This window comes from Lysobacter sp. 22409 (assembly GCF_052045105.1).
Lineage (GTDB): Bacteria > Pseudomonadota > Gammaproteobacteria > Xanthomonadales > Xanthomonadaceae > Lysobacter > Lysobacter antibioticus_B.
This window is the reverse complement of record NZ_JBQEOE010000037.1, coordinates 15,867-36,552: the sequence shown is the minus strand read 5'-3', so window position 1 is coordinate 36,552 and position 20,686 is coordinate 15,867. Positions and strand designations below refer to the sequence as shown.

General features: G+C 67.3%; 19 protein-coding genes. 6 read left to right on the top strand and 13 right to left on the bottom strand.

The genetic code is table 11. The features are described 5' to 3' along the window. Positions 1-131: 131 nt before the first annotated feature. The 5 genes from cfa to ACTJJK_RS17600 form a co-directional block, all read right to left on the bottom strand. Positions 132-1,268 (bottom strand): cyclopropane fatty acyl phospholipid synthase, encoded by a 1,137-nt coding sequence (gene cfa, locus ACTJJK_RS17620; RefSeq protein WP_440730838.1) that lies wholly within the window; start codon positions 1,266-1,268, stop codon positions 132-134. Between the two features lie 209 nt (positions 1,269-1,477). Next, on the bottom strand, positions 1,478-2,305 hold the full coding sequence (locus ACTJJK_RS17615) for a DUF3298 and DUF4163 domain-containing protein (protein WP_223619466.1): 828 nt from the start codon (positions 2,303-2,305) through the stop codon (positions 1,478-1,480). Between the two features lie 109 nt (positions 2,306-2,414). Further along, a complete protein-coding gene (locus ACTJJK_RS17610) occupies positions 2,415-3,128 on the bottom strand; it encodes a pseudouridine synthase (protein WP_408953381.1) in 714 nt (237 codons plus the stop codon). 180 nt (positions 3,129-3,308) lie between these two features. After that, positions 3,309-3,584: a GNAT family N-acetyltransferase gene (locus tag ACTJJK_RS17605; protein WP_031373158.1), complete on the bottom strand. Its 276-nt coding sequence runs from the start codon at positions 3,582-3,584 to the stop codon at positions 3,309-3,311. A 134-nt stretch (positions 3,585-3,718) separates the two neighbouring features. Then, the gene (locus ACTJJK_RS17600) at positions 3,719-4,021 is read right to left on the bottom strand and encodes a hypothetical protein (RefSeq protein ID WP_152566321.1); all 303 of its coding nucleotides are present in this window, start codon (positions 4,019-4,021) and stop codon (positions 3,719-3,721) included. 25 nt (positions 4,022-4,046) lie between these two features. Between ACTJJK_RS17600 and ACTJJK_RS17595 the strand changes: the two genes are divergently transcribed. Then, positions 4,047-5,288, top strand: a complete 1,242-nt coding sequence (locus ACTJJK_RS17595; protein ID WP_440730837.1) for a hypothetical protein — start codon at positions 4,047-4,049, stop codon at positions 5,286-5,288. 161 nt (positions 5,289-5,449) lie between these two features. Then, positions 5,450-5,653: a hypothetical protein gene (locus ACTJJK_RS17590; protein ID WP_031373161.1), complete on the top strand. Its 204-nt coding sequence runs from the start codon at positions 5,450-5,452 to the stop codon at positions 5,651-5,653. Positions 5,654-5,757: 104 nt separating this feature from the next. On the opposite strand, the gene ACTJJK_RS17585 is transcribed toward ACTJJK_RS17590, so the two are convergent. The 3 genes from ACTJJK_RS17585 to ACTJJK_RS17575 all read right to left on the bottom strand — a co-directional run bounded on the left by ACTJJK_RS17585 (position 5,758) and on the right by ACTJJK_RS17575 (position 9,023). Beyond that, positions 5,758-6,378, bottom strand: coding sequence for a rhomboid family intramembrane serine protease (locus tag ACTJJK_RS17585; protein ID WP_031373162.1), 621 nt, complete (start codon positions 6,376-6,378; stop codon positions 5,758-5,760). A gap of 112 nt (positions 6,379-6,490) precedes the next feature. Next, entirely contained in the window at positions 6,491-8,128 is a 1,638-nt protein-coding gene (locus ACTJJK_RS17580) for a POT-type proton-dependent oligopeptide transporter (RefSeq protein WP_031373163.1), read from the bottom strand. Between the two features lie 268 nt (positions 8,129-8,396). Continuing rightward, positions 8,397-9,023 (bottom strand): glutathione S-transferase family protein, encoded by a 627-nt coding sequence (locus ACTJJK_RS17575; RefSeq protein WP_031373164.1) that lies wholly within the window; start codon positions 9,021-9,023, stop codon positions 8,397-8,399. A 493-nt stretch (positions 9,024-9,516) separates the two neighbouring features. On the opposite strand from ACTJJK_RS17575, the gene ACTJJK_RS17570 reads away from it, so the two are divergent. The 3 genes from ACTJJK_RS17570 (at position 9,517) to ACTJJK_RS17560 (ending at position 13,909) form a co-directional block, all read left to right on the top strand. Further along, the gene (locus tag ACTJJK_RS17570; protein ID WP_440730836.1) at positions 9,517-11,304 is read left to right on the top strand and encodes a M14 family metallopeptidase; all 1,788 of its coding nucleotides are present in this window, start codon (positions 9,517-9,519) and stop codon (positions 11,302-11,304) included. 250 nt (positions 11,305-11,554) lie between these two features. Then, entirely contained in the window at positions 11,555-12,478 is a 924-nt protein-coding gene (locus tag ACTJJK_RS17565; RefSeq protein ID WP_440730835.1) for an endonuclease/exonuclease/phosphatase family protein, read from the top strand. A 51-nt stretch (positions 12,479-12,529) separates the two neighbouring features. Then, positions 12,530-13,909 carry an esterase-like activity of phytase family protein gene (locus ACTJJK_RS17560; protein WP_440730834.1) on the top strand — a complete coding sequence of 460 codons (1,380 nt, stop codon included), beginning with the start codon at positions 12,530-12,532 and terminating at the stop codon, positions 13,907-13,909. A 375-nt stretch (positions 13,910-14,284) separates the two neighbouring features. Here ACTJJK_RS17560 and ACTJJK_RS17555 read toward each other — a convergent pair whose 3' ends face one another. Continuing rightward, positions 14,285-14,899 (bottom strand): YdeI/OmpD-associated family protein, encoded by a 615-nt coding sequence (locus ACTJJK_RS17555; protein ID WP_440730833.1) that lies wholly within the window; start codon positions 14,897-14,899, stop codon positions 14,285-14,287. 45 nt (positions 14,900-14,944) lie between these two features. Beyond that, positions 14,945-15,529, bottom strand: a complete 585-nt coding sequence (gene thpR / locus ACTJJK_RS17550; RefSeq protein WP_440730832.1) for an RNA 2',3'-cyclic phosphodiesterase — start codon at positions 15,527-15,529, stop codon at positions 14,945-14,947. A gap of 157 nt (positions 15,530-15,686) precedes the next feature. Between thpR and ACTJJK_RS17545 the strand changes: the two genes are divergently transcribed. Beyond that, entirely contained in the window at positions 15,687-16,223 is a 537-nt protein-coding gene (locus ACTJJK_RS17545; RefSeq protein ID WP_051885228.1) for a nuclear transport factor 2 family protein, read from the top strand. Between the two features lie 103 nt (positions 16,224-16,326). On the opposite strand, the gene ACTJJK_RS17540 is transcribed toward ACTJJK_RS17545, so the two are convergent. The 3 genes from ACTJJK_RS17540 to ACTJJK_RS17530 form a co-directional block, all read right to left on the bottom strand. Beyond that, complete coding sequence (locus ACTJJK_RS17540) at positions 16,327-17,328, bottom strand: TauD/TfdA family dioxygenase (protein WP_440730831.1); 1,002 nt, start codon at positions 17,326-17,328, stop codon at positions 16,327-16,329. Positions 17,329-17,394: 66 nt separating this feature from the next. Beyond that, entirely contained in the window at positions 17,395-19,647 is a 2,253-nt protein-coding gene (locus tag ACTJJK_RS17535; RefSeq protein WP_440730830.1) for a DUF5916 domain-containing protein, read from the bottom strand. A gap of 50 nt (positions 19,648-19,697) precedes the next feature. Continuing rightward, positions 19,698-20,654 carry a TauD/TfdA family dioxygenase gene (locus ACTJJK_RS17530; protein ID WP_440730829.1) on the bottom strand — a complete coding sequence of 319 codons (957 nt, stop codon included), beginning with the start codon at positions 20,652-20,654 and terminating at the stop codon, positions 19,698-19,700. Positions 20,655-20,686 lie beyond the last annotated feature (32 nt).

The following is a 20,686-nucleotide window of genomic DNA, read 5'->3' as shown; positions in this document are numbered from 1 at the left end:
AAGTGAGTTGAGAGAAGTGAGGAATGAGTAAAGGCAAGAGCGGCTTTTCGCTCACTTCTTACTCCTCTCTGCTCACTTCTGATTGTCTCTGCTCACTTCTCACTCCTCCCGCTCACTTCTCCTCCCGCCCCTCACCGCGGCGCGACGTAACCGCCCGGCACGCCGTCGGGCGACAGCACCAACTGCCACAGCTGCGCGTGGCGACTGCGGAAGGTCGCCATCGAGGCGGCCAGATAGAACCGCCACATGCGCCGGAAGCGCTCGTCGTAGCGCGCCGCATCCAAATGCTCCCAACCGCGCTCGACGTTGTCGCGCCAGGCCTGCAGGGTCAGGTCGTAGTCGGCGCTGAAGTTGTGCCAGTCCTCAATCACGAAACGGTCTTCGACGTGCTCGGCGATCTGCTTGGCCGAGGGCAGCATCGAGTTCGGGAAGATGTACTTGGCGATCCAAGGGTCGGAATGGGTGACCGAGCGGTTGCCGCCGATCGTGTGCAGCAGGAACAGGCCGTCGCGCTTGAGGCAGCGGCGGGCGACGTCGAAATAACCGGCGTAGTTCTTGACCCCGACGTGCTCGAACATGCCGAGCGAGAAGATCCGGTCGAAGGGCTCGTCGAGCTCGCGGTAGTCCTGCAGGCGGAACTCGATCGGCAGCCCGGCGCAGAGCTCGTCGGCCAGATCGGCCTGCTCGCGCGACACGGTCACGCCGACCCCGCGGATGCCGTAGCGCTCGGCGGCGAACTTCAAGGCCTCGCCCCAACCGCTGCCGATGTCGAGCACGCGCATGCCCGGGCGCAGGCCGAGCTTGCGGCAGACCAGGTCGAGCTTGGCCTCCTGCGCCGCATCCAGGTCGTGCAGCGGCTGGCCGCGCTCGTCGCGCCAATAGCCGCAGCTATAGACCAGGCGCTTGCCGAGCATGGCCCGGTAGAGGTCGTTGCCGAGGTCGTAATGGCGCTCGCCGATGGTGAAGCTGCGGCGGTGGCTCTGCAGATTGACCAGGTGCGCACGCAGGCCGTCGAGAATCGCTGCCCAGCCGTGGACCTGCTCGTCGACATGGGCGCGCATCAGGCGCACCAGCATCTCGTCAAGCGAGTCGGTATGCCACATGCCCTCCATGTAGGACTCGCCCAGGCCGAGCGAGCCTTGCGCCATCACCCGGGAGTAGAACTCCTCGTCTTCGACGCGGATGTCCCAGGGCCGCTGGCCGCCGACGCGCACGTCGGCCAGTTCCAGCAACCCCTCGACTCGTTTACGCAGCGACGCAACGGACATGTCGGCCTCGGCTCGGTCGTTGAAACGCTCGGCACTGCCTGCGGATCAGGGCGCTGATCGACCCGCTGTTCCCTGGACCACGCTTCCGGGGCAGCGCGCATGCCTGCCGCGTCGCCGCACCATAACAAACGCCTCGTCGCGCGATGTGCCGGGCTTGGCTGTTTCGCGCGCGCTCCGGCGGCGGTCGGACCGCCGGGCCGCGGCGGCGCTCAACCTCCGCCGCTGAACATCGCGCGGTACTGCGGCGCGACGTGCGGCAGCAGCGCCGACGCCGGCACCTCGACGGTCTGGGTACCGTCCGAATACGGACCGACCTCGTACGGGGCGAACACGAACTTGAGCCCGCTGAGCTTGCCGTCGGCGGCCCGGACCGGTTCGAACATGGCGAAGTTGGCCGGGTCGGCCGAGGTGCCGTCGTCGATCATGCGGCCGCCGGTCTCCATTTGTTCGGCGCGCACGGCCGGCGCCGGGTCGTCGGCGTCGATGCGCTGCGACAGGGCCGAGTGCAGTTGCTCGCGGACATAGCGCGAGATCGCATCCCAGCCTTGCTTCTGCGGCACCAGCTCGGCGGCCTTGAGCTGCTTGTTCTGCTTGGGCAACCAGACGAAGCGCGCGATCAGCGGCGCGGCATGGGCGCCGCCGGTGTAGCTGCTGCCGTCGGCCGACACCGCCACCAGGTCGGGCGTGTCGAGGATGTCGTTGAAGGTCAGCGACAACTCGTACGGCGACGGGTTTTCTTTCGCGGTGCGCCCGTTGGCCGACTCGATCAGCTCGGCGCGCGCCTGGTCGGCGTAGGTCTTGAGCTCTTTCGCCAGGCCCGGGTATTTCGCCGCCTGCGTGTCGTAGGTGATGCCGACCACGTAGTTCGGCGTGGTCTCGACGACTTCCTTGAGCTCGACCGGTGCGTCCGCGACGACCACCGGTGCCGGCAAGGTCGAGGCCGGGTCGGCCGGCGCGACGCCGGGCTGAGGCGAGGCTTCTTTCTTGCAGGCCGCCAGGGCCAGCGCAAGCAGGGAGACGGCGATGACACGCTTCATACAGCAATCCTTTTGGCAGACGTCCATGGTTGTTTCGCGCGACATTATCGCGCAAAGCGTGACGTCCACATCTAGATCTCCCTCGGTCCGCCGCTATCCGCGGCGCCGTTCACCACTCGTTGCGGTGAGGCAACAGGCCCTGCAGTTCCTGGTCGGTCAGGTTGCGCCACTGGCCGGGCTTGAGGTGGCCCAGTTTGACGTTGCCGATACGGGCGCGCAGCAGTTGCTTGACCCGAAAACCGAAGTGCGCGGCCATCAGGCGGATCTGCCGGTTCAAGCCCTGCACCAGCACGATCCGGAAACCGAAGCGGCCGAGCTTGCCGGTCTTGCACGGCAAGGTGGTCTGGCCGTGGATCGGCACGCCGCGGCCCATGCCGCGCAGGAACTCGGGGGTGACCTCGTGGTTCACCGCGACCAGGTATTCCTTTTCCAGCTTGTTCTCGGCGCGCAGGATCTCGTTGACGATGTCGCCGTTGCTGGTCAGCAGGATCAGGCCTTCGGAATCCTTGTCGAGGCGGCCGATCGGGAAGATGCGGCGCTCGTGGCCGACGAAGTCGACGATGTTTTCCTTGACCGTCGACTCGGTGGTGCAGACGATGCCGACCGGCTTGTTGAGGGCGATGTAGACGTGCTGGCGCTTGCCCTTGACCACCGCGCGCGCGCGCAGGACCTCGCCGTCGATGCGGACCTCGTCGCCCTCGCCGACTTCGGCGCCGACCCCGCCGCGCATGCCGTTGACGGTGACCCGCCCTTCGGCGATCAAGCGGTCGGCCTCGCGGCGCGAGCAGAAGCCGGTGTCGCTGATGTGTTTGTTCAGACGCATAAAGACAGGATGCCGGAAACCGGCAGCAGACGGGCGAAGGGCGCGTAGGCTGGCACAGCGGCGCCGGCTTGGCGACCCCTGGCCGCGTTCGGATTCAGGGGCGGGGGCCCGATGCGCGGGCCCGAGGCTGGCTCAAACCTCCCGCGCAACAGCCTGGGCCACGCGCCGCGCCGCCGGGCCTCAGCCCAGTTGCTCGGTGTATTCCGGGTGGCGTTGGATCCAGGCCGCCGCATAGGAACAGGCCGGGCGGACCTTGTAGCCGGCTTCGCGGGCGTATTCGAACGCCGCCCTGACCAGGTCGCCGGCGATGCCGCGGCCGCCGATCGCCTCCGGCACCAGGGTGTGGGTGATGACGAGCTGGTCGCCGTTGAGGTGGTATTCGAGCAGGGCCTGCACCCCGTCGACTTCGGTGAGGAAACGCTGCTGGTCGGGAACGTGGCGAACGGAAACGGCCATGGGTCTACCTGGGATGCGGATGAGGGCGGCCATCGGGGGCCGCAGTTGGAGAATATCGAGCCGCGATCGGGGGCCGCGCGAGCGGCCCCCGCCGGGACGACGAACCGGACCGGTATCCGGCCCGGTGCCGGGGCTCAGCGATTATCGCGCTTGCCCTGGTTGTGCCGGTCCTGGGTGCCGATCGATCCCTGGATGGCGTCCATCCGGCTTTCCGCGGCATGCAGTTCCTCGGCCTTTTGCGCTGCACCGGGCGACTGCGGGCCCGACTGCGGCACCTGGCCGTGCTTGGACTCGAGCTGCTGCCAGGGCTGCGCCTCGCGTGCCTGCTCCTGCTTGGCTTCCAGCAACTGACGGGTGTTGGCCAGGGCCTGTTCCGGGGTGATGCGCGGACGGCCGCCCTCGTCGTCGCCGCTGCCGGCGGCCTCGGACGCCTCCAACGCGGCCTTAGCTTCACGCTGCGGCGTGTCGGCGCCGGCCGGTTCGGCTTCGGCGGCGGCACCGGCTGCGACCAGGCTTCCGGCCGCGCCGGACGATTGCGACGTCCGTGAGCGGTGGGTTTGTGCCTGCAGCGCCGGCGCGGCCGACTCCGAAGCGGCCGCGGACGCCACCAGAGAGCTCGCTGGCGAAGGGCTCGTTGGCGAAGGGCTCGTTGACGAAGAGCTCGCTGGCGAAGAGCCGGCCGCCGAGGTATCGGCCTCGACCGGTTTCTTGGCCTTGCGCGGTTTGGCCGCGGCCTTCGCCGGCACGCCGGTCACCGCCGGCGTCGCCACCAAGGGGGTGTCGACGACCGCATCGGTCGGCGTCACTGCCGCGACGCGGCTGTCGATCAACGGCGCCAACGGGGCCGCCGGCGTCGCCGCCCGCGGTCGGGCCGCGCGCGGTGCAGGCGTATTGGCGACGGGCTTGCTTGCGGCCGGCTGGCTTACGACGGTTTTGCTTACGGCCGGTTTGTTGGACGCTGGCTTGTTCGCTGCAGGCGCGGCCTGCTTGGCCTTGTTCGGCAACGCCGTTTTCGCGGTGTTTTTCGCCGCTTTCCCGATCGCAGCCGACTTGCCCACGGCTTGCTTGATCGAAGCCGGCTTGATCGAAGCGGGCTTGATCGAAGCCGGCTTGGCCGAGGCGGGTTTGGACGGGATAGTTTTCTTGGCGTTCACCCGGCTGGCGGTCTGCGCCGCGCCGCGCTTGCCGGCCGCGGCCTGCCTGGCCGGCGCTTTCTTGACACTGACTTTCCTGACACTGGTTTTCTTGGCGACAACCTTCTTGGCGCTCGCCTTCTTGCTCGCCGTCTTGCTGGCGCTCGTCTTCTTGGAGACGGCCTTCTTGGCCGCCGCCTTCTTGATGGCGGTGGTCTTGCCCGCGCCCTTCTTCGCCGGCGCTTTCTTGCTTGCGGCCTTCTTGGCGACGACTTTCTTCGCTACCGCCTTCTTGGCGACGGCCTTCGTCGCCGGGCGCTTGTTCGCCGCGCTCTTCGCGGCCGTGGTTTTCTTGGCCGCCTTGGTCGCGGCCTTGCGCGCAACCTGCTTGCCTGCGCGCTTCGCGCTCTTGCCCGCGGCGCTCTTGCCTACCGATTTACTGACTGACTTGCTGACGGACTTGCCGGCTTTCTTGATCGCCATGCCCTGCTCCTGTCGGTTTTTCCGGATGAGCGGTCACCCCCAAGGACCGTGCCTGTTTGTTAACACGCACGACCTTCATGACGGGTGAGCAAAGGTGAGACTCGACCCAGAGCGTCAGCCGCCTGTTCCTGACCGCCCGGTGTTGACACGATGTGTCACTTTTGGAACGCCGAAACCCCTTGAAATCGATGGCATGGAATGTGCTTCAATGTGAAGTACGTCACACTGTGAAAACAAAGGGGGTCTCAGATGCGTTACTTAAAATCCCTCGACGACGACCAGCAGGCCGAAGCCGATATCACCCGTCTTTATGAACTCGTGCGCACCGCCGAGCCCGATGCCGCCGAGCTGCGCCGGCTGGATGCCCAGATCTATGCCGGGCTGATCGCCTCTTACAGCGACGAAGCCTACGAGATCGGCACGGCCGTCAATGCCGCGCAGCTCCTGTCCTGAGCATCGCTCAAACGGCAACGGCGGCCTGAGCCGCCGTTCGCAAAGCCGCAATCCGGGGACGCGGCGATACGACATGGCAGCGGCCGAAGCCGCTGCCGCCCTTCTCAGCCGCCGAAGAAACTCGGCAGGCTCGGGCTCGCGAGCCGCTGCAGGAATATCCAGAAGATATTCGGCTCCATCAGCAGCATGAACAACACACCGTAGATCGCGCCCGACAAATGCGCGTTGTGGTTGATGTTGCCCTGGCCGCGCTTGTCCATCCAGTACGAATAGCCGACATAGGCCACCGCATAGACGATGGCCGGCACCGGGATCACGAACACGATGATCCAGCTCCAGGGATTGACCAGCACGAAGGCGAACAGCACCGCCGACACCGCGCCGGACGCGCCGAGGCTGACGTAGCCGCCGTCCTTGCGATGGCGCAGATAGCTCGGCAGGATCGCGACCACGATCGCCGACAGATAGAAGAACGCGTAGCCGAACGGCCCGACGACTTCGCCGAACAGGCGCTCGACCGCGCCGCCGAAGAAATACAGGGTGATCATGTTGAACAGCAGGTGCATCCAGTCGGCATGCACGAAGCCGTGGGTCAACAGACGGTCGTACTGACGGAAACGCTCGATTGCCGGCGGCCACAGCACCAGGCGCTCGTACAGGCTGCGTTTCTCGAAGGCTTGCCACGTCACCAGCGCGGTCACGGCGATCAGGATGAGGGTGATCAGCATCGGTTCGGATTCTCGTCGGCGCGTCCGGCCGGGCCGGACTCGCTCAGGTCGGCTCGCCCGGCGGCGCCGGGCGGGTTCGGATGGGGGCGTTCAAGCTTGGCTGCGTCGTTCACGCGGCCTGGCGGTAGTGGTCCTGCATCGGGTAGCTGCGCGCGTACAAGGCGAATGCGGCCGCCGCGACGAAGGCGAAACCGGCGAAGAAGAACATCAGGAAGGCGTTCTCGCTGAGCCCGGTCGCGGCGATGTGGGTGGTCACCGCCTCGTTGCGCACCGCGGCGTTGGTCAGCATCACCCACAGGTTGCCGAAGGTGCTGGTGAGGTACCACAGCGCCATGATCACGCCCTTCATCGCGTGCGGGGCCTGGCTGTAGGCGAACTCGAGCGCGGTCGCCGAGACCAGCACCTCGCCGAGAGTCAGCAGCACGTAGGGAAGGACCTGCCATGCCAGCGACATGGGGTGGCCGGCGTCCATATACAACTGCAGCACCGCCGCCACGATCCAGGACAGGCCGGAGATGGCGATGCCGAAGCCCATGCGCCGCAGCGGCGTCGGCTGCAGGCCGATACGGCGCAGCGCCGGGTACAGCAGCAGGTTGTTGAACGGGATCAGCAGCATCACCAGCAGCGGATTGATCGCCTGCATCTGCGAGGCCGCGGCGCGCGCGCCGCCTTCGCCGGAGATCAGCCAGGTCGGCCACCACCACAGGTCGGTCGGCACGAACATCTTCTGGCCCTGCAGCACCCAGGTCGATGCCTTCTGGTCGAACAGCGACCAGAACGGGGTCACGAAGGCGAACACGATCAGGATGCGCAGCACCGCGCGCACGCCGTCGACCGCGGCGTCGGGGTGCTTGCCGCGGGCGCGGTCGAGCTGCAGGGAAATGCCGTAGCCGCCGAAACCGATCAGCAAGCCCAGCGCCAGGCAGGCGCTCTTGACGAAGCCCATCGCCGGCACCGCGGTCAGCGCCAGGGCGCCGACCGCCAGGGCCACGCCGAGGCCGGCGACGATCGCGCCGGGATTGCCCTGCCCGGCCACGCGCGCGCTCAGCGCGGTGCGGGCGACGTTGAAGAAGGAGTCCGGATCGGGCGCATCGCGGGTCGGCGGCACCCGCACGTAGCGGTTGCGGCCCAGCCAGAAGATCAGCGTGGCCAGGAACATCAGCGCGCCGGGAATGCCGAAGGCGATGCTCGGGCCGTACTCGCGCAGGAAGATCGGCATCAGCAGCGAGGCGAACAGCGAGCCGAAGTTGATCGTCCAATAGAAGGCATCGAAGACCAGCTTGGCCTTGTGCTTGTTGCTCTGGTCGAACTGGTCGCCGCAGAACGACACCACCAGGGGTTTTATCCCGCCGGCACCGAAGGCGATCAGGAACAGGCCGGTATAGAAACCGGCCTGGCTGTGCTCGAACATCGCCAGGCAGGCATGGCCGACGCAGTAGATCAGCGAAAACCAGATGACCGTGTTGTATTTGCCGAAATAGCGGTCGGCCAGCCAGCCGCCCAGCAAGGGGAAGAAATAGGTGCCGATCATGAAGCTGTGGAACACCTCCTTGGCGAGGTGTTCGCGCTCGGCCAGGTCGGAGGTCGAAGCCAGCAGCAGGGTCCCGACCAGGAACGAAGTCAGGATGTTGCGCATGCCGTAGAAACTGAAGCGCTCGGCCGCCTCGTTGCCGATGATGAAACCGATCTGGCGAGGCATCTTGCCCTGCGAATCGGCGGTGGCGGGGGCGGTGGCGGCTTGGCTCATCTACGGCAGTCCTCGGCGGTCGGGCGCGGAGGCGGTCGATAGGCGCCCCCGCTGGACCCGGGCGCGACGGCGACCGGGCGGTCCAGCCCTACAGCCTAACCGATCGCCCCGGCGGCCGGCCTGACCGCAGCCGCCGGCTCAGGGCCGGCGGCCGGGCCCGCCTGAACCGGTTTGGTTTGGCTTGGCTAGGTCGGCTTGGCTGGGTCTGCTTGCTTGGGCCGGTCCTGCCCGCCCGTTCAGATCGCCGGCGTTGCCGCCGTACAGCGCTTCAAGCCCATTCGGTCAGCCCTTCGCGCTCGTACACGGTGGCGAAGGACGGCCGCGCCTTCATGCGTTGGGCGAACGCGCCCAGGTGCGGCCAGTCGTGCGCCGGCCGCGGCATCTTGCGGGTCCAGCGCATCAGCATGGTCAGGTAGAAATCGGCCGCGCTCAGGCGCTCGCCGAGCAGGTACGGGCCCTGCTTGGCGAGTTGCGCGTCGAGGCGTTCGCACGCGGCCTCGATGCGCGCCTGCGCACCGGCACGCACCGCCTCGTCGTCGGCCTGCAGGTCCCACGGATACCACCACAGGCGCAACGGCGATTGCAGGGTATTGGTGAGGTTGAAGATCCATTGGTTGTATTCGGCGCGCTGCGGCTCGTCGAGCGCCGGCGCCAGACCGGCCTGCGGATGACGGTCGGCGAGAAACATCGCCAGGCCCGCGGCTTCGTAGCGCGGCTGGCCGTCGACGATCAGGGTCGGTACCACTCCGTTCGGATTCAGCGCCAGGTACTCGGCGTTCTTGTGCGCGCGGGCTTCCATATCGACCGCTCGCAGTTCGTGCTCGATCCCCATCTCGATGAGCAGCCAATGGACGACGAAGCTGGCGGTGCCGGGCGAATAGTAGAGCGCGTACATGCGGAGGACTCCGGAAGTGAGGGCGACAGTCTAGGGGAGCGATGGCGGTTGCGGGGTTGGATCGTTGGAGGGAGCAAAAGCAAATCCCCCCTGCCCCCCTTTTCCAAAGGGGGAACAGCGCTGACAGATCAGGAGTAAGTCGCCTTCCCATGAAGTCGCCCCTCTGAAAGTCGCCCCTGCAGAAGTCGCCCCTCTGAAAGTGGCCTCGCTGAAAGTCGCCCCCTTTGAAGAAGGGGGCTGCGCGCTGCGCAAGTCCGATGCAGTGGCGAACCCTAATCGCGCGGGGGATTTGCTTTGCGCCCGCGAGCGACCACCGAAGCGGCACATCGCATGGTCGCACCGAACCCATTCCCCCACCTTTGCCTCGGAGCCGCCCTCCTGACAGCAGGCTGTCAGCAGTCTGCGTATTTGCGTGCGGATCGGACCCTCGCGGCCAATCCAGAGGTGCGGTTCTTCGCTACCATGCGGAGCGATTCCGGGGAGAACCGATCCGATGCCACGTACCGCCACACGTACCGTCCTGGTCGCCGCGATGCTCGCGGCTGCTACCACCCCGCTGCACGCCGCCGCAGCCGACGACGCCCTGACCACCGTCGCCGAGCGCAGCAGCTTCCTCAAGACCGGCCGCTACGACGAAGTGATCGCCATGTGCGCGTCCTTCGCCAAGCGCTACCCCGACGCGGTGCGCTGCGAGGAGTTCGGCACCACGCCGGAAGGCCGGCCGATGAAGCTGCTGGTGGCGACCCGCAGCGGCGCGTTCACGCCGGCGCAGGCCCAGGCCAAGTCGCTGCCTGTCACCCTGGTTCAGGGCGGCATCCACTCCGGCGAGATCGACGGCAAGGACGCGGGCTTCCTCGCGCTGCGCCAGATCCTCGACGGCGAGGCCGCGCCGGGCGCGCTCGACAAGCAGGTGCTGCTGTTCGTGCCGGTGTTCAACATCGACGGCCACGAGCGCTTCGGCCGCTGGAACCGTCCCAACCAGCGCGGCCCCGAGGAAATGGGCTGGCGCACCACCGCGCAGAACTACAACCTCAACCGCGACTACCTCAAGGCCGATGCGCCCGAAATGCAGGCCATGCTCAAACTGGTCGGCACCTGGGACCCGTTGGCCTACATCGACCTGCACGTCACCGACGGCGCCAAGTTCGAACAGGACGTCTCGATCCAGGTCGAACCGGTGCACTCCGGCGACGCCGCGCTGCGCCCGGCCGGCTTGGCTTTGCGCGACGGCGTGATCGAACGCCTCGCCAAGCAGGGCTCGCTGCCGGTGTCGTTCTACCCGTCCTTCATCGAAACCGACAACCCGGCCTCGGGCTTCGAAGACGCGGTGCCGCCGCCGCGCTTCTCCAACGGTTATATCCCGCTGCGCAACCGCTTGGGCATGCTGGTCGAAACGCATTCGTGGAAGGACTACCCGACCCGCGTGCGGATCACCCGCAACACCATCGTCAACGTGCTCGAACTGGTCGCCGGCCACGGCAGCGACTGGCGCCGCGAAGCCCTGGCCGCCGACCGGCGCGCGCAGGCGCTCGGCGGCCAGCCGGTCGCACTCGACTACAAAGCCACCGACAAGGTCCGCGACGTCGCCTTCCGCGGCTATGCCTATACGCGCACGCCGTCGGAGGTCTCCGGCGCGCTGATGACCCGCTACGACGAGACCAAGCCCGAGGTCTGGAACGTAAAACTGAAATACGACATCCAGCCCAGCCGCGTGGTCGAAGCGCCGCGCGGCGGCTATCTGGTGCCGGCTGCGCAGGCACCGTGGGTCGCGGCCAAGCTCGACCAGCACGGGGTGAGCTATCGCCGCCTCGACGCAGCGCTCAAGGATGCGCAGGTCGAGACCTTCCGTTCCGACAAGACCGAGTTCGCCGCGCAATCGGTCGAAGGCCACCAGCGCGCCACTTTGAGCGGCGCCTGGAAGCCGGAAAACCAGAGCCTGGTCGCCGGCGCGCTGTTCGTGCCGATCGCCCAACCCAAGGCACGCGTGGTCATGGCCCTGCTGGAACCGCAGGCGCCCGATTCGCTCGCGGCCTGGGGCGAGTTCAACAACGCCTTCGAGCGCAAGGAATACATGGAGGACTACGTCGCCGAGGAAGTGGCGCGCGAGATGCTGGCCAAGGACCCGAAGCTGAAGGCCGAGTTCGAGGCGAAGATCAACAACGATCCGGCCTTCGCCAAGAGCCCGCAGGCGCGCCTGGACTTCTTCTATCGTCTGCATTCGGCCTGGGACGTGCGCTACAACCAGTACCCGGTGGTGCGTACGCAGCAGGTGCCGCGCTGATCGTCGGCGCGCGCTGAAGTAACGAGCCGCAACGCGCGGAGCCCTGGCGGCTCCGCGCGTTTTTTCTGCCCGGCTAATCGAGACTGCGCTTCAAAGGGTAGGAGCGGCGTAAGCCGCGACCGCCGAAGCGACGATCGAATCGAAACGACGCGGCTACCGGGACGAGATCGCGGCTTGCGCCGCTCCTACCCTGGCCTCGCCCGAGCCGCGCTATCCTCGACGCCTGTCCCGATCGGAGCGTCGCGTAGCCATGCGAACCTTCCCTTCTGCCGCGATCGCGCCGATTCCGCGTTCGTTCGCATCCGCGTTCGCCGCGGCCCTGCTGCTCGCCGGCATCGCCGCAAGCTCGCAGGCGCTCGCGACCGAAAACACCCCGCGCGTCGAAACCCGCGCGACCACCGTGACCGTGCTCAGCTTCAACCTCTGGCACGACAAGGGCGATTGGCCCAAGCGCCGCGCCATGATCCTCGCCGAGATCGAGCGCCTGAAGCCGGACGTGATCGCCCTGCAGGAAGTGCTGCAACGCGACGGCCTGCGCAACCAGGCCGAGGACCTCGCCGCCGCGCTCGGCTATCGGGTGCAATTCGTCTCGGTCGACCCGCCCGGTGCGGCGCGCCGCTACGGCAACGCCCTGCTCACCCGCAAGCGCCCCGAGACGCGCGAGATGCGCAAGCTCGAACCGCTCGACGACTACCGCACCGCCGCGCACGCCCGGCTGCGCCCGGGCCCGCCGCGTACCCGTATCGACGTCTACGCCACCCACCTGCATAACGACCAGGCCGGCGGCGCCATCCGCGCCACGCAGGTATCGAGCCTGCTGGACTTCGTCGACACCACCGCGCAGGGCAGCTACGTGATCGTCGCCGGCGACTTCAACAGCGATGCCGACTCGCCGGAACTGCAGGCGCTGGCCGCGCGTTATCGCGACGCCTACGGCAACGCCCACCCCGATGCGTCGAGGAATGTCACGGCCCATACCACCCTCAACCCCGCCTACCTGCCGGCGCAGCGCATCGACCACGTCTTCTACGACCCGATCGGCTTCGAACTCGTCGAGGCCCGCGTCGTGCTCAAGCAAAGCCGCGATGGCGTCTGGCCCTCCGACCACTTCGGCCTGCTGGTCAAGCTGCGTACCCGGCCCAAGCTCGTCACCCTGCGCGCGTCACCGAACTGACACTTGCGGCGACTAGCGTGGGTGGGTTCCCCTGCCCCGCCGGAGCCCCGCATGATCCGTTCGACCCTGACTTCGTTGTTGCTCGCCTGCGCCGCGACCGCGTTCGCCGCCCCCGCCGTCGCCGCTCACTGGTCGCTGACCGACCTCGTCGAAACCCCGGCGACCCAGCGCGATGCGGTGCGTCTGCCGCCGGGCACGCCCGACCAGGCCAACCTCAACCGATTCGGTTTCTATTCCGACCTGACCTACAACGCACGCGACGGCTACTGGTACGCCCTGTCCGACCGCGGCCCCGGCGGCGGCGTGATCGACTACGCCACTCGCGTGCAGCGCCTGCGCATCCCCTACGACCGCCGCAGCGGCCGCATCGGCCAGCCCATCGTCGACAAGACCGTGTTGTTCAGCGCGCGCCGCGGCGACAGCTTCAACGGCCTCAACCCGCAGTTGCTCAACGGCGACGCCGCCAAGCTCGGCCTGAGTTTCGACCCGGAAGGCTTCGCCGTGGGCCGCAACGGCCACCTCTACGTCGCCGACGAATACGGCCCGAGCCTGTACGAATTCGCCCCGAACGGCCGCTTCCTGCGCGCCTTCGCCACGCCCGCCAACCTGCAGCCGCGCAACGCCCAGGGCCAGCTCGACTACGTCGGCGACCGCAAGCTCGTGGTCAGCGGGCGCCAGGACAACCGCGGCTTCGAAGGCCTCACCCTCACCCCGTCCGGCGACAAGCTGTACGCGGTGATGCAGGACCCGCTGGTGCAGGAGGGCGCCAACAACGACGGCCGCCGCAGCCGCAACGTCCGCATCGTCGAGTTCGACCTGCGCAGCGGCCGTTCCAACGCCCAGTACGTCTACCAACTCGAACCGATCGCGACCTTGAACGCGCTCGATCCGTCCAGCGACGACGATTTCTCGGCGACCCACCAGGGCCGCAGCATCGGCCTCAGCGCAATCCATGCCTTGAGCGACCGCGACTTCCTGGTGCTCGAGCGCGACAACCGCGGCCTCGGCGTCGAAGTCACCGCCGCGCCGTTGCACAAGCGCGTGTACCGGATTTCGTTGCGCGGCGCGACTAACGTCGCCACGCGCTCGCTGGCCGGCAGCAACGACCTGCCCGCCGGCGTGCGTCCGGTCGACAAGGCGCCCGAACTCGACATCCTGGCCGCCCTGCGCGGCGCTGGCGCCCGCGACATCCCCGAGAAACTCGAAGGCCTGGCGATCGGCCCGCGCCTGCGCAACGGCAAGCACCTGGTGCTGATCGGCAGCGACAACGACTACAGCGTCACCCAGAGCGGCGCCGGCGAGCAGTTCGAGGTTTGCGTCGATCGCCGCAGCGGCGAACGCGCACAGGTTCCGCTGGATGCCGATTGCCCGGCCGGCAAGGCCCGCATCCCGGGCACCCTGGTTGCCTTCGCGGTCGATTTCCGCCGCTGAGGCGGACGGATGGTCGCCTCCGTCAGACTTGGCCGGCGTTCAGCCGTCGAGCACCTTTGCTGTTCCCCCCTTTTGAAAAAGGGGGGCTTGGGGGGATTTGCTTTTTGCCCAATGGCATCGGCCGATGTAGCCCAGCAGGCCAAAGCAAATCCCCCGCGCTGCATGAAGCCGTCACTGCATGAGCGTGACGCCGGGCGCTCGCCCCCTTTGGCAAAGGGGGCAAACTGGCGCGGCTGCGTAGCGAGTGGCGAGTGGCGAGTGGCGAGTGGCAAGGCTTGCCAGCTCGACCGTGCTGTTCCCCCTTGTGCAAAGGGGGCTGGGGGGCTTGCCTTTCGTCCAAATCGCAAGAATCAGCGCATGCAGCGAACCCCGCCCTCACTTCGCCATGTACTTCCAGTTGCGCCCCTTGCCCTCGGCCATCCACTCCACGGCCTGGGCGACCCGCGCCTTGCGGGTGTCCTCGCGCTTCGCGCTCTCGATCCATTCGACATAGTCGCGCCGCTGGCTCGGCGGAAACGCCTCGTAGGTCGCCTTGGCCTTCGCGTTCTTCTTCAGCGCCAGCGCGGCGGCCAGATCCGCAGGCAGTTCGACCGGCGGCTTGGGCTGCGCGCGCTTGCTCGCAGGACGCGTTACGCCGGCCTCGATCAAGGCCATCGCCTGCTTCACCAGGCCAGTGAGTTCGCGCTTGCCGGGCAGGTCGCCGATCTTGCTCAGACGGCCGAACTGGCCCATCGCATCGCTGTCGGCGGACTGCTGCGCACCGACGATGTTCGCGCCCTGCCAGAAGCCGAAGGTGACGTGTTGCTTGAACGCCGCCATGCTGCACATCAGCTTGCCGCGGTAAACGAAACTCGGTATGCCCCACTTGATCGCTTCCTCGACCTGCGGACAGGCCGCGTGTACGACCGCGCGCAGGTGTTCGAGGATCGGCTGCGCGAACGGCGCCGCCTTGGCGATATAAGCATCGATGCGCGGATCGGACTGGCTCATGGCGGTCGACCGTCGGCCTGGCGATGAGGCCATATTCTGCGCCGCTTACGCGCTCAGCGGCCACTGCCCCAGCACGTCGTAGGCGTTGCGCGAGCCGAGCTGGCTGTGGATAAGGACGAAGGCGTCGACGCGCCAATCGATGGCCTCGATGGCGATCGGCGGATGCAACGGACGCACGGCGTCGCGGACGATGGTCACGTGCGGCACCAGGGCGCGCCCGGACTCGACCCGCACGCCTTCCTTGGCCAGGGCCACGCCGAGCCGTTGGTACAGGCCGTCCAGGGCCTCCGGCGCGCGCTCGCTGCCGAGCCACCAGGGCACCGACTTGTTGCGGAAACTGCCGGCGCGGTCGAGCCGCAGATCGAACGCCGGCAGGACCAAGCTCGCCGCCGCGGCCTGCGCCCGCGCCGCGCGCTCGGGCTGGAACTCGGAAGCGTCACCGAGGAATTGCAGGGTCAGGTGATAACGGTGAGCGCCGATCAGGCGCCCGCCGGCGTCGTGTTCGCGGTGCAGGGCCGCCGCGGCCGCGGCGATGCGCGCCTGGGTCGCCGCATCGGGCAACAGGGCGAAGAACAATCGATGAACATCGGGCGAAGCGGCCGGCGCCGCGAACAGCGAGTCTTGATGCATGGCCGCAGTGTAAAGCCCGCGCCGCGGCCTGCCCATTACGCGAACTGGGTCGACTCCGCCGCACAGGCGCTGGGGCATGATGAGCGGGCCGCCGGCCGGCGGTTCGATAGCCCCGCGCGCCCGATCGCGGCGGCGCCCCCAGCGAATGGAGTCCCTCATGAAGTCGATCCTGAATCTATGCGCCCTCGCCTTGCTGGCGCTGTCCCTGCACGCCCATGCGCAGACGGCGCCGGCTGCGGCCCCCCAGGGCTCCGACAAGCATGAGCAAGACCGACGCGCGCAAGCCAGGCGCGAAATCGAGGGCATCGTCGAGACCTTCAAGGCCGCGATCATCGCCAAGGACTCGGCCACCCTGAAGGGCCTGTTCCTGCCCGAACACAATTCCTGGATCCTGGTGTCCTCCGACGAAGAGTTCCGCCAGCGCAAGGCCAAGAACCCCAAGCTCAAGAAGCTCGAGCCCGGCACCTACGTCGAGTTCGCCGAGCAGATGAGCCAGGGCAAGGAACGCTTCGAAGAGAAGTTCTCGAACGTGAAAATCGAAACCGACGGCGCCATCGCCAGCGTGCATTTCGACTTCGTCTTCCTCGAAGACGAGCGCATGACCGGCAAGGGCCAGGAAGCCTGGCAGTTGGTCAAGACCGAACAGGGCTGGAAGATCAACGCGGTGGTCTACTCCTCCTATCCGCTCCAGTAAGCCCGATGCTCCCGGCCCGCGCCGGGAGCATCGCTGAGCGGCATGCAGACGAGCGCTGCCGCACGTATTCACTCAAGCCGATGCCGTGCCCAGCGAGCGCGGCTCAGGCCGTCGCCGCGAGCGGCGCCGGTTCGTTCGAGGCGCGCTCGGAGTACGCATCCAACAGGCTCGCGACGATCTTGCGGGCACCGCTGAACGGCTTGCGCCCGTGCGCCATCTGCATGTTGTCGAGCAGCATCACGTCGCCGACCTGCCAGGGGAACCGGATCGAGGCCCCGGCGAAAGCCTCGCGTACCGCCTGCAGGTCCTCGGCGGCGATCTCGCCGCCGTCGCCGTAATAGGCATGACGCGGCAAACGGTCGGCACCGAACATGTTGAGCAGCGAGGTCGCCACTTCGGCGCCGAGGTTGCTGACGTGGAACAGGTGCGCCTGGTTGAAGAACACGCGTTCGCCGGTCAGCGGGTGCCGCGCCGTGCCGTGGTTGGTCTGGGCGGTGCGCAGGGTTTGCGCATCCAGCCACTCGTGGACGATGCCGTTGGCCTCGCAGAAACGCGCGACTTCGCCGCGGTCGGAGGTCTGGAACACCGTCTCCCAGGGAATGTCGACATAGGGCCGGTAGTGGCGCACATAACGCACGCCACGCGCCTCGAAGCGGTCCATACGCTCCTCGCCGATGGCTGCGGCGACCCGACGCATGTCGGCGATCGGGGTCTCGCCGCCGCTCTGCGGCGCCACCAGGCAGCAGAACGCGATCTTCAGCGGCCAGTCGCGCTGATAGGCGTTCTCGCAATGCAGGGCGATCTCCTGGTCGGGCGGGTACTCGGTGGCGGTGAACACGCCCTTGCCGACCGAACTGCGCGGGGTCGAGCGATAGGTATAGTCGAGCGCGCGCGGCGACACCGCTTCGCCGAAACCCTCGAAGTCGGCGACCGAAGCGACGTCGAAGCCGCGGAACAGCAAGGCGCCGTGTTCGAGCAGACGCTCTTCGATCAGTTCGCGGCGTGCCGAGACGAAGGCGGCCAGATCGCGCTCGCCGGCGCCGGGTTCGAATACGCGCGGTGCGCGGCCGTCGGCGAATAGCGCGGTTTCCTTGAAAGCATGCATGTCCAGTACTCCTGTGAAACGCGGCGCCGCGGTAGCCGCCGCGGCGCGTGACGATGTTGGGGCGGCTCAGAACCGATAGCGGATCTTGGCCAGCAGTTGGTCGGAATCGCGCAATTCCAGCGCGTCGGTGAACTGATCGTAGGTGCCGAGCGGGTCGCGTTCGAGGAAGGTCGAGCCGCCGCGCGAATAGGCCACGAAGATGTCCGACTGCGGGCCGAGCAGGTAGCGATAGCGCAACTGCAGGCCGAAGTTGTTGACGTCGAAGTCCGCCCTCGCCTGCCCGCTCGCCCGCATCTGCCCGTTCGGCTGCAGGATGTAGCCCTGACCGCCATCGGCCCGCACCGAGGCCCATTCGGTCTTCAGGCGCACCTCGTGATGCAGGCCCGGGAACCAGCTCAGGTTGAGGCTGGCATAGTCGCCGCGCCGCGAGTAACGGCCGAAGTTACGGCCGTCTTCCCAGATCAGCCAGTCGCTGCCGCGGTCCGGGCTGAAGATCAATTGGGCATTGAAATCGTCGTTGGGATACCAGACCGCACTCAGCTCCAGCTCCGGCGTGGCCTTACCCGACAGGCCCTGCGGCAACATCGACAACGCCGCCCCGTAGGTCCAATCGCCGTAGCGGCGGCTGACGAATTCGGCCTCGGAGCGATAACGCTGCGAACGCTTCCACAGGCCGTTGCCGCGCGAGATCAGGTCGTCCCAACCGGAGCTGATCAGGCTGACGTTGAAATTCAGGCGGTTGCCGCTGCGGTAGTTGTAGTTGTTGACGATCGCCAGGGTGGTCGGCAGACGGTCGCCGCGGTCGTTGCTGCGCGCCTGCAGGTCGGCGAACCAGCGCACGCTGCGCAGGTTGGCGTCCTCGTCTTTGACGCGGTGGACGTAGTCGGCGGCGAGCTTGACCTCGTTGAGGCTGGCGCGGCGCTGGTAGCCCAGGTCGTTGAAGTCGAGGTGGTTGCCGACGTGATTGGCCTCGAAGCGGTAACGCCAGCTTTCCGACGGCGTCCAGTTGACGCGCATCCAGGCGCCGCTGTCGTTGACGCTGCGGCCGCGCTGGTCGATGAAGCTGCCGAGCACCTGGCCGTTGATCACCAGCGTATCGCTCGGCCGCCAGCTCATGTCGACCGCCTGCACCTGCGCGCTGCGGTCGCGGAACGGGCGTTCGGTGTCGGTGCCGAGCCAGCCGATGCTGAGCTTGTCGTGCACCGGGAACAACAAACGCGCGGCGTAGAAATCGCGACCGGCCTCGCCGTCTTCGGTCGCGGCCAGCACGCCATAGCTGAGCCGGCCCAGCGAGCCGTTGAGCTTGATCGCGGCGTCGATGTCGCTGGCGCCGCTGCCGTCGTCGGCATCGCCGCCGATGCGGCGGGTGTGGATCAACCGCCCCTGGTCGGGCGTGCTGAGGTCGAAGATGCCCTGGTTTTCGGTGAAGAACGGGCGCCGGTCGCTGAAGAAGGTCTCGATGGCGTCGAAGTTGATCACCAGGTCGTCGGACTCGACCTGGCCGAAGTCCGGATTCACCGTCGCGCTCAACTGGAAGCGCGGCGACGGCTTCCAGAACAGATCGACGCCGCCGTTGTACTTGGTGCGGCCGGTGATCATGTCGTGGTTGGCGGTGACATAGGGCCAGAAGTGCAGCAAGGCCTTGCGGTATTGCGGAATCTCCAAGCGCTCGAAACCCGAAACGAAACGGCCGCGTTCGATCGACACCGCCGGGTAGGACTGGCGTTCGCCGTTGCCGCCGAGCACCCGGCTGAAATACACCGCGATGTTGCGGCTGGCCGAGTCGGTGCCGCGCATCGGCGCCACCGTCCACGGGATCAGCATCTCGACCTGCCAGCCGTTCTCGGTCTCCTCGACCGCCCAGCTCCAGTCGGTGTCCCAGTCGTAGTTGGGCACGTTCTCGTTGGTCACCACGCCGTCCATGATCGAACCCGACAGGCCGACGCTGAAGGTGTAAGCGGTGCGGCCGTCGCCGTCGAAGTCGACCATGAAGTTGACGCCGTCGATGACGTCCTCCTGGTCGCGCTCCAGACGCGGCTTGACCCGCGCGAACGCCGGCGCCTGTTCGAGCACGAAGGCGACGACGATGCCGTCCGGCGTCGACAGCAGCCGCGCCTGGGTGCCGCTGCCGCTGTCGGGCGCGGTCAGGCGATACGGCTCGGTGACCTTGAAGTCGTCGTAGCGCTTGGCCTGTTCCCATTCGGTTTCGTCGAGCTTGCCGTCGATCACGATCGAGGCGCAGGCCGGCGCGCTGACCAACAGGGTCAGCATCAGCACCGAACCGGCGCGCAGCCGCGAGGCGGGAAAATCTGCAGTCATGTGGTGTCCAAAGGTGGGGCTGGAAGAAGGCGTGGCGCGTCGGGTCCGGATCAGGTCTCGGACAGGTAGGCGAGCGTCTTGCGTTCTCCCTTGAACGATTCGCGGCCGTGCATCATCAGGATGTTGTCGATCATCAGCAGGTCGCCGCGCTGCCAGTCGAACAGCAGCTTGCTGGCGTCGAGCGCGCGGCGCACCTCGGCCAGGGCTTCCTCTTCCATCGGCTCGCCATCGCCGTACTCGCACTCGTGCGGCAGATTGCCCTTGCCGACCATCTGCTCGTACATGCTGCGCAGTTGCGGGTTCAGCGCCGAGGGGTGCCACTGCTCGGCCTGGTTGAACCACACCTCCTGGCCGGTCTGCGGGTGGGTGACGAAGGCGTCGCAACGCGTGGTCACGCGCAGCACGCCGTCGGCCTGCCAGCGGCAGGTCGAGCCCTGCTCGGCGGCGATGCTCTCGACCTCGGCCCGGTCCTGGGTCTGGTAGGTGGTCTGCCAGTTCTTGCCGAGCGGGATGCTCGACTGGAAATTGCGCACGTAGTTGATGCCGCGCTCGCGCAGCTTGCGCACGATCTCCTCGGGCACCGCGCGCAGCACGTCGCTGCTGTTGGCCAGCGAGGTCTGTCCGCCCGAGGCGGCCGGGATCACGCTGTGGAAGAACAGGCGTCGCGGCCAGCGCGGCAGGTAGGACATCTCGTTGTGCAGGCTGATCACTTCGCTGGCCGGGTATTCGGTCGAGGTGTAGACGTCGGCGGCGACGCGGCTGCGCGGCGAATTGCCGCCGATGTAGTCGAAGGCCTGCGCGCCGAGGCGCTCGGAGCAGGCACGGAAATCCTCGGCGCCGGCGAGTTGGAAGCCGCGCAGCAGGATGCCGCCGTGCTTGAGCAACCAGGCCTGGACCTGCTCGCGGTTCTGGACGAGGTAATCGTGCAGCGCCGCCTGGCTGGCATCGCCGGCGGGGGTGATCACGATCGGATGGTGGTCGGAGTTGAACAGCGCGTTGACGTTCATGGCAGGTCCCTGTCGTTCTTGAAATCCGTAGC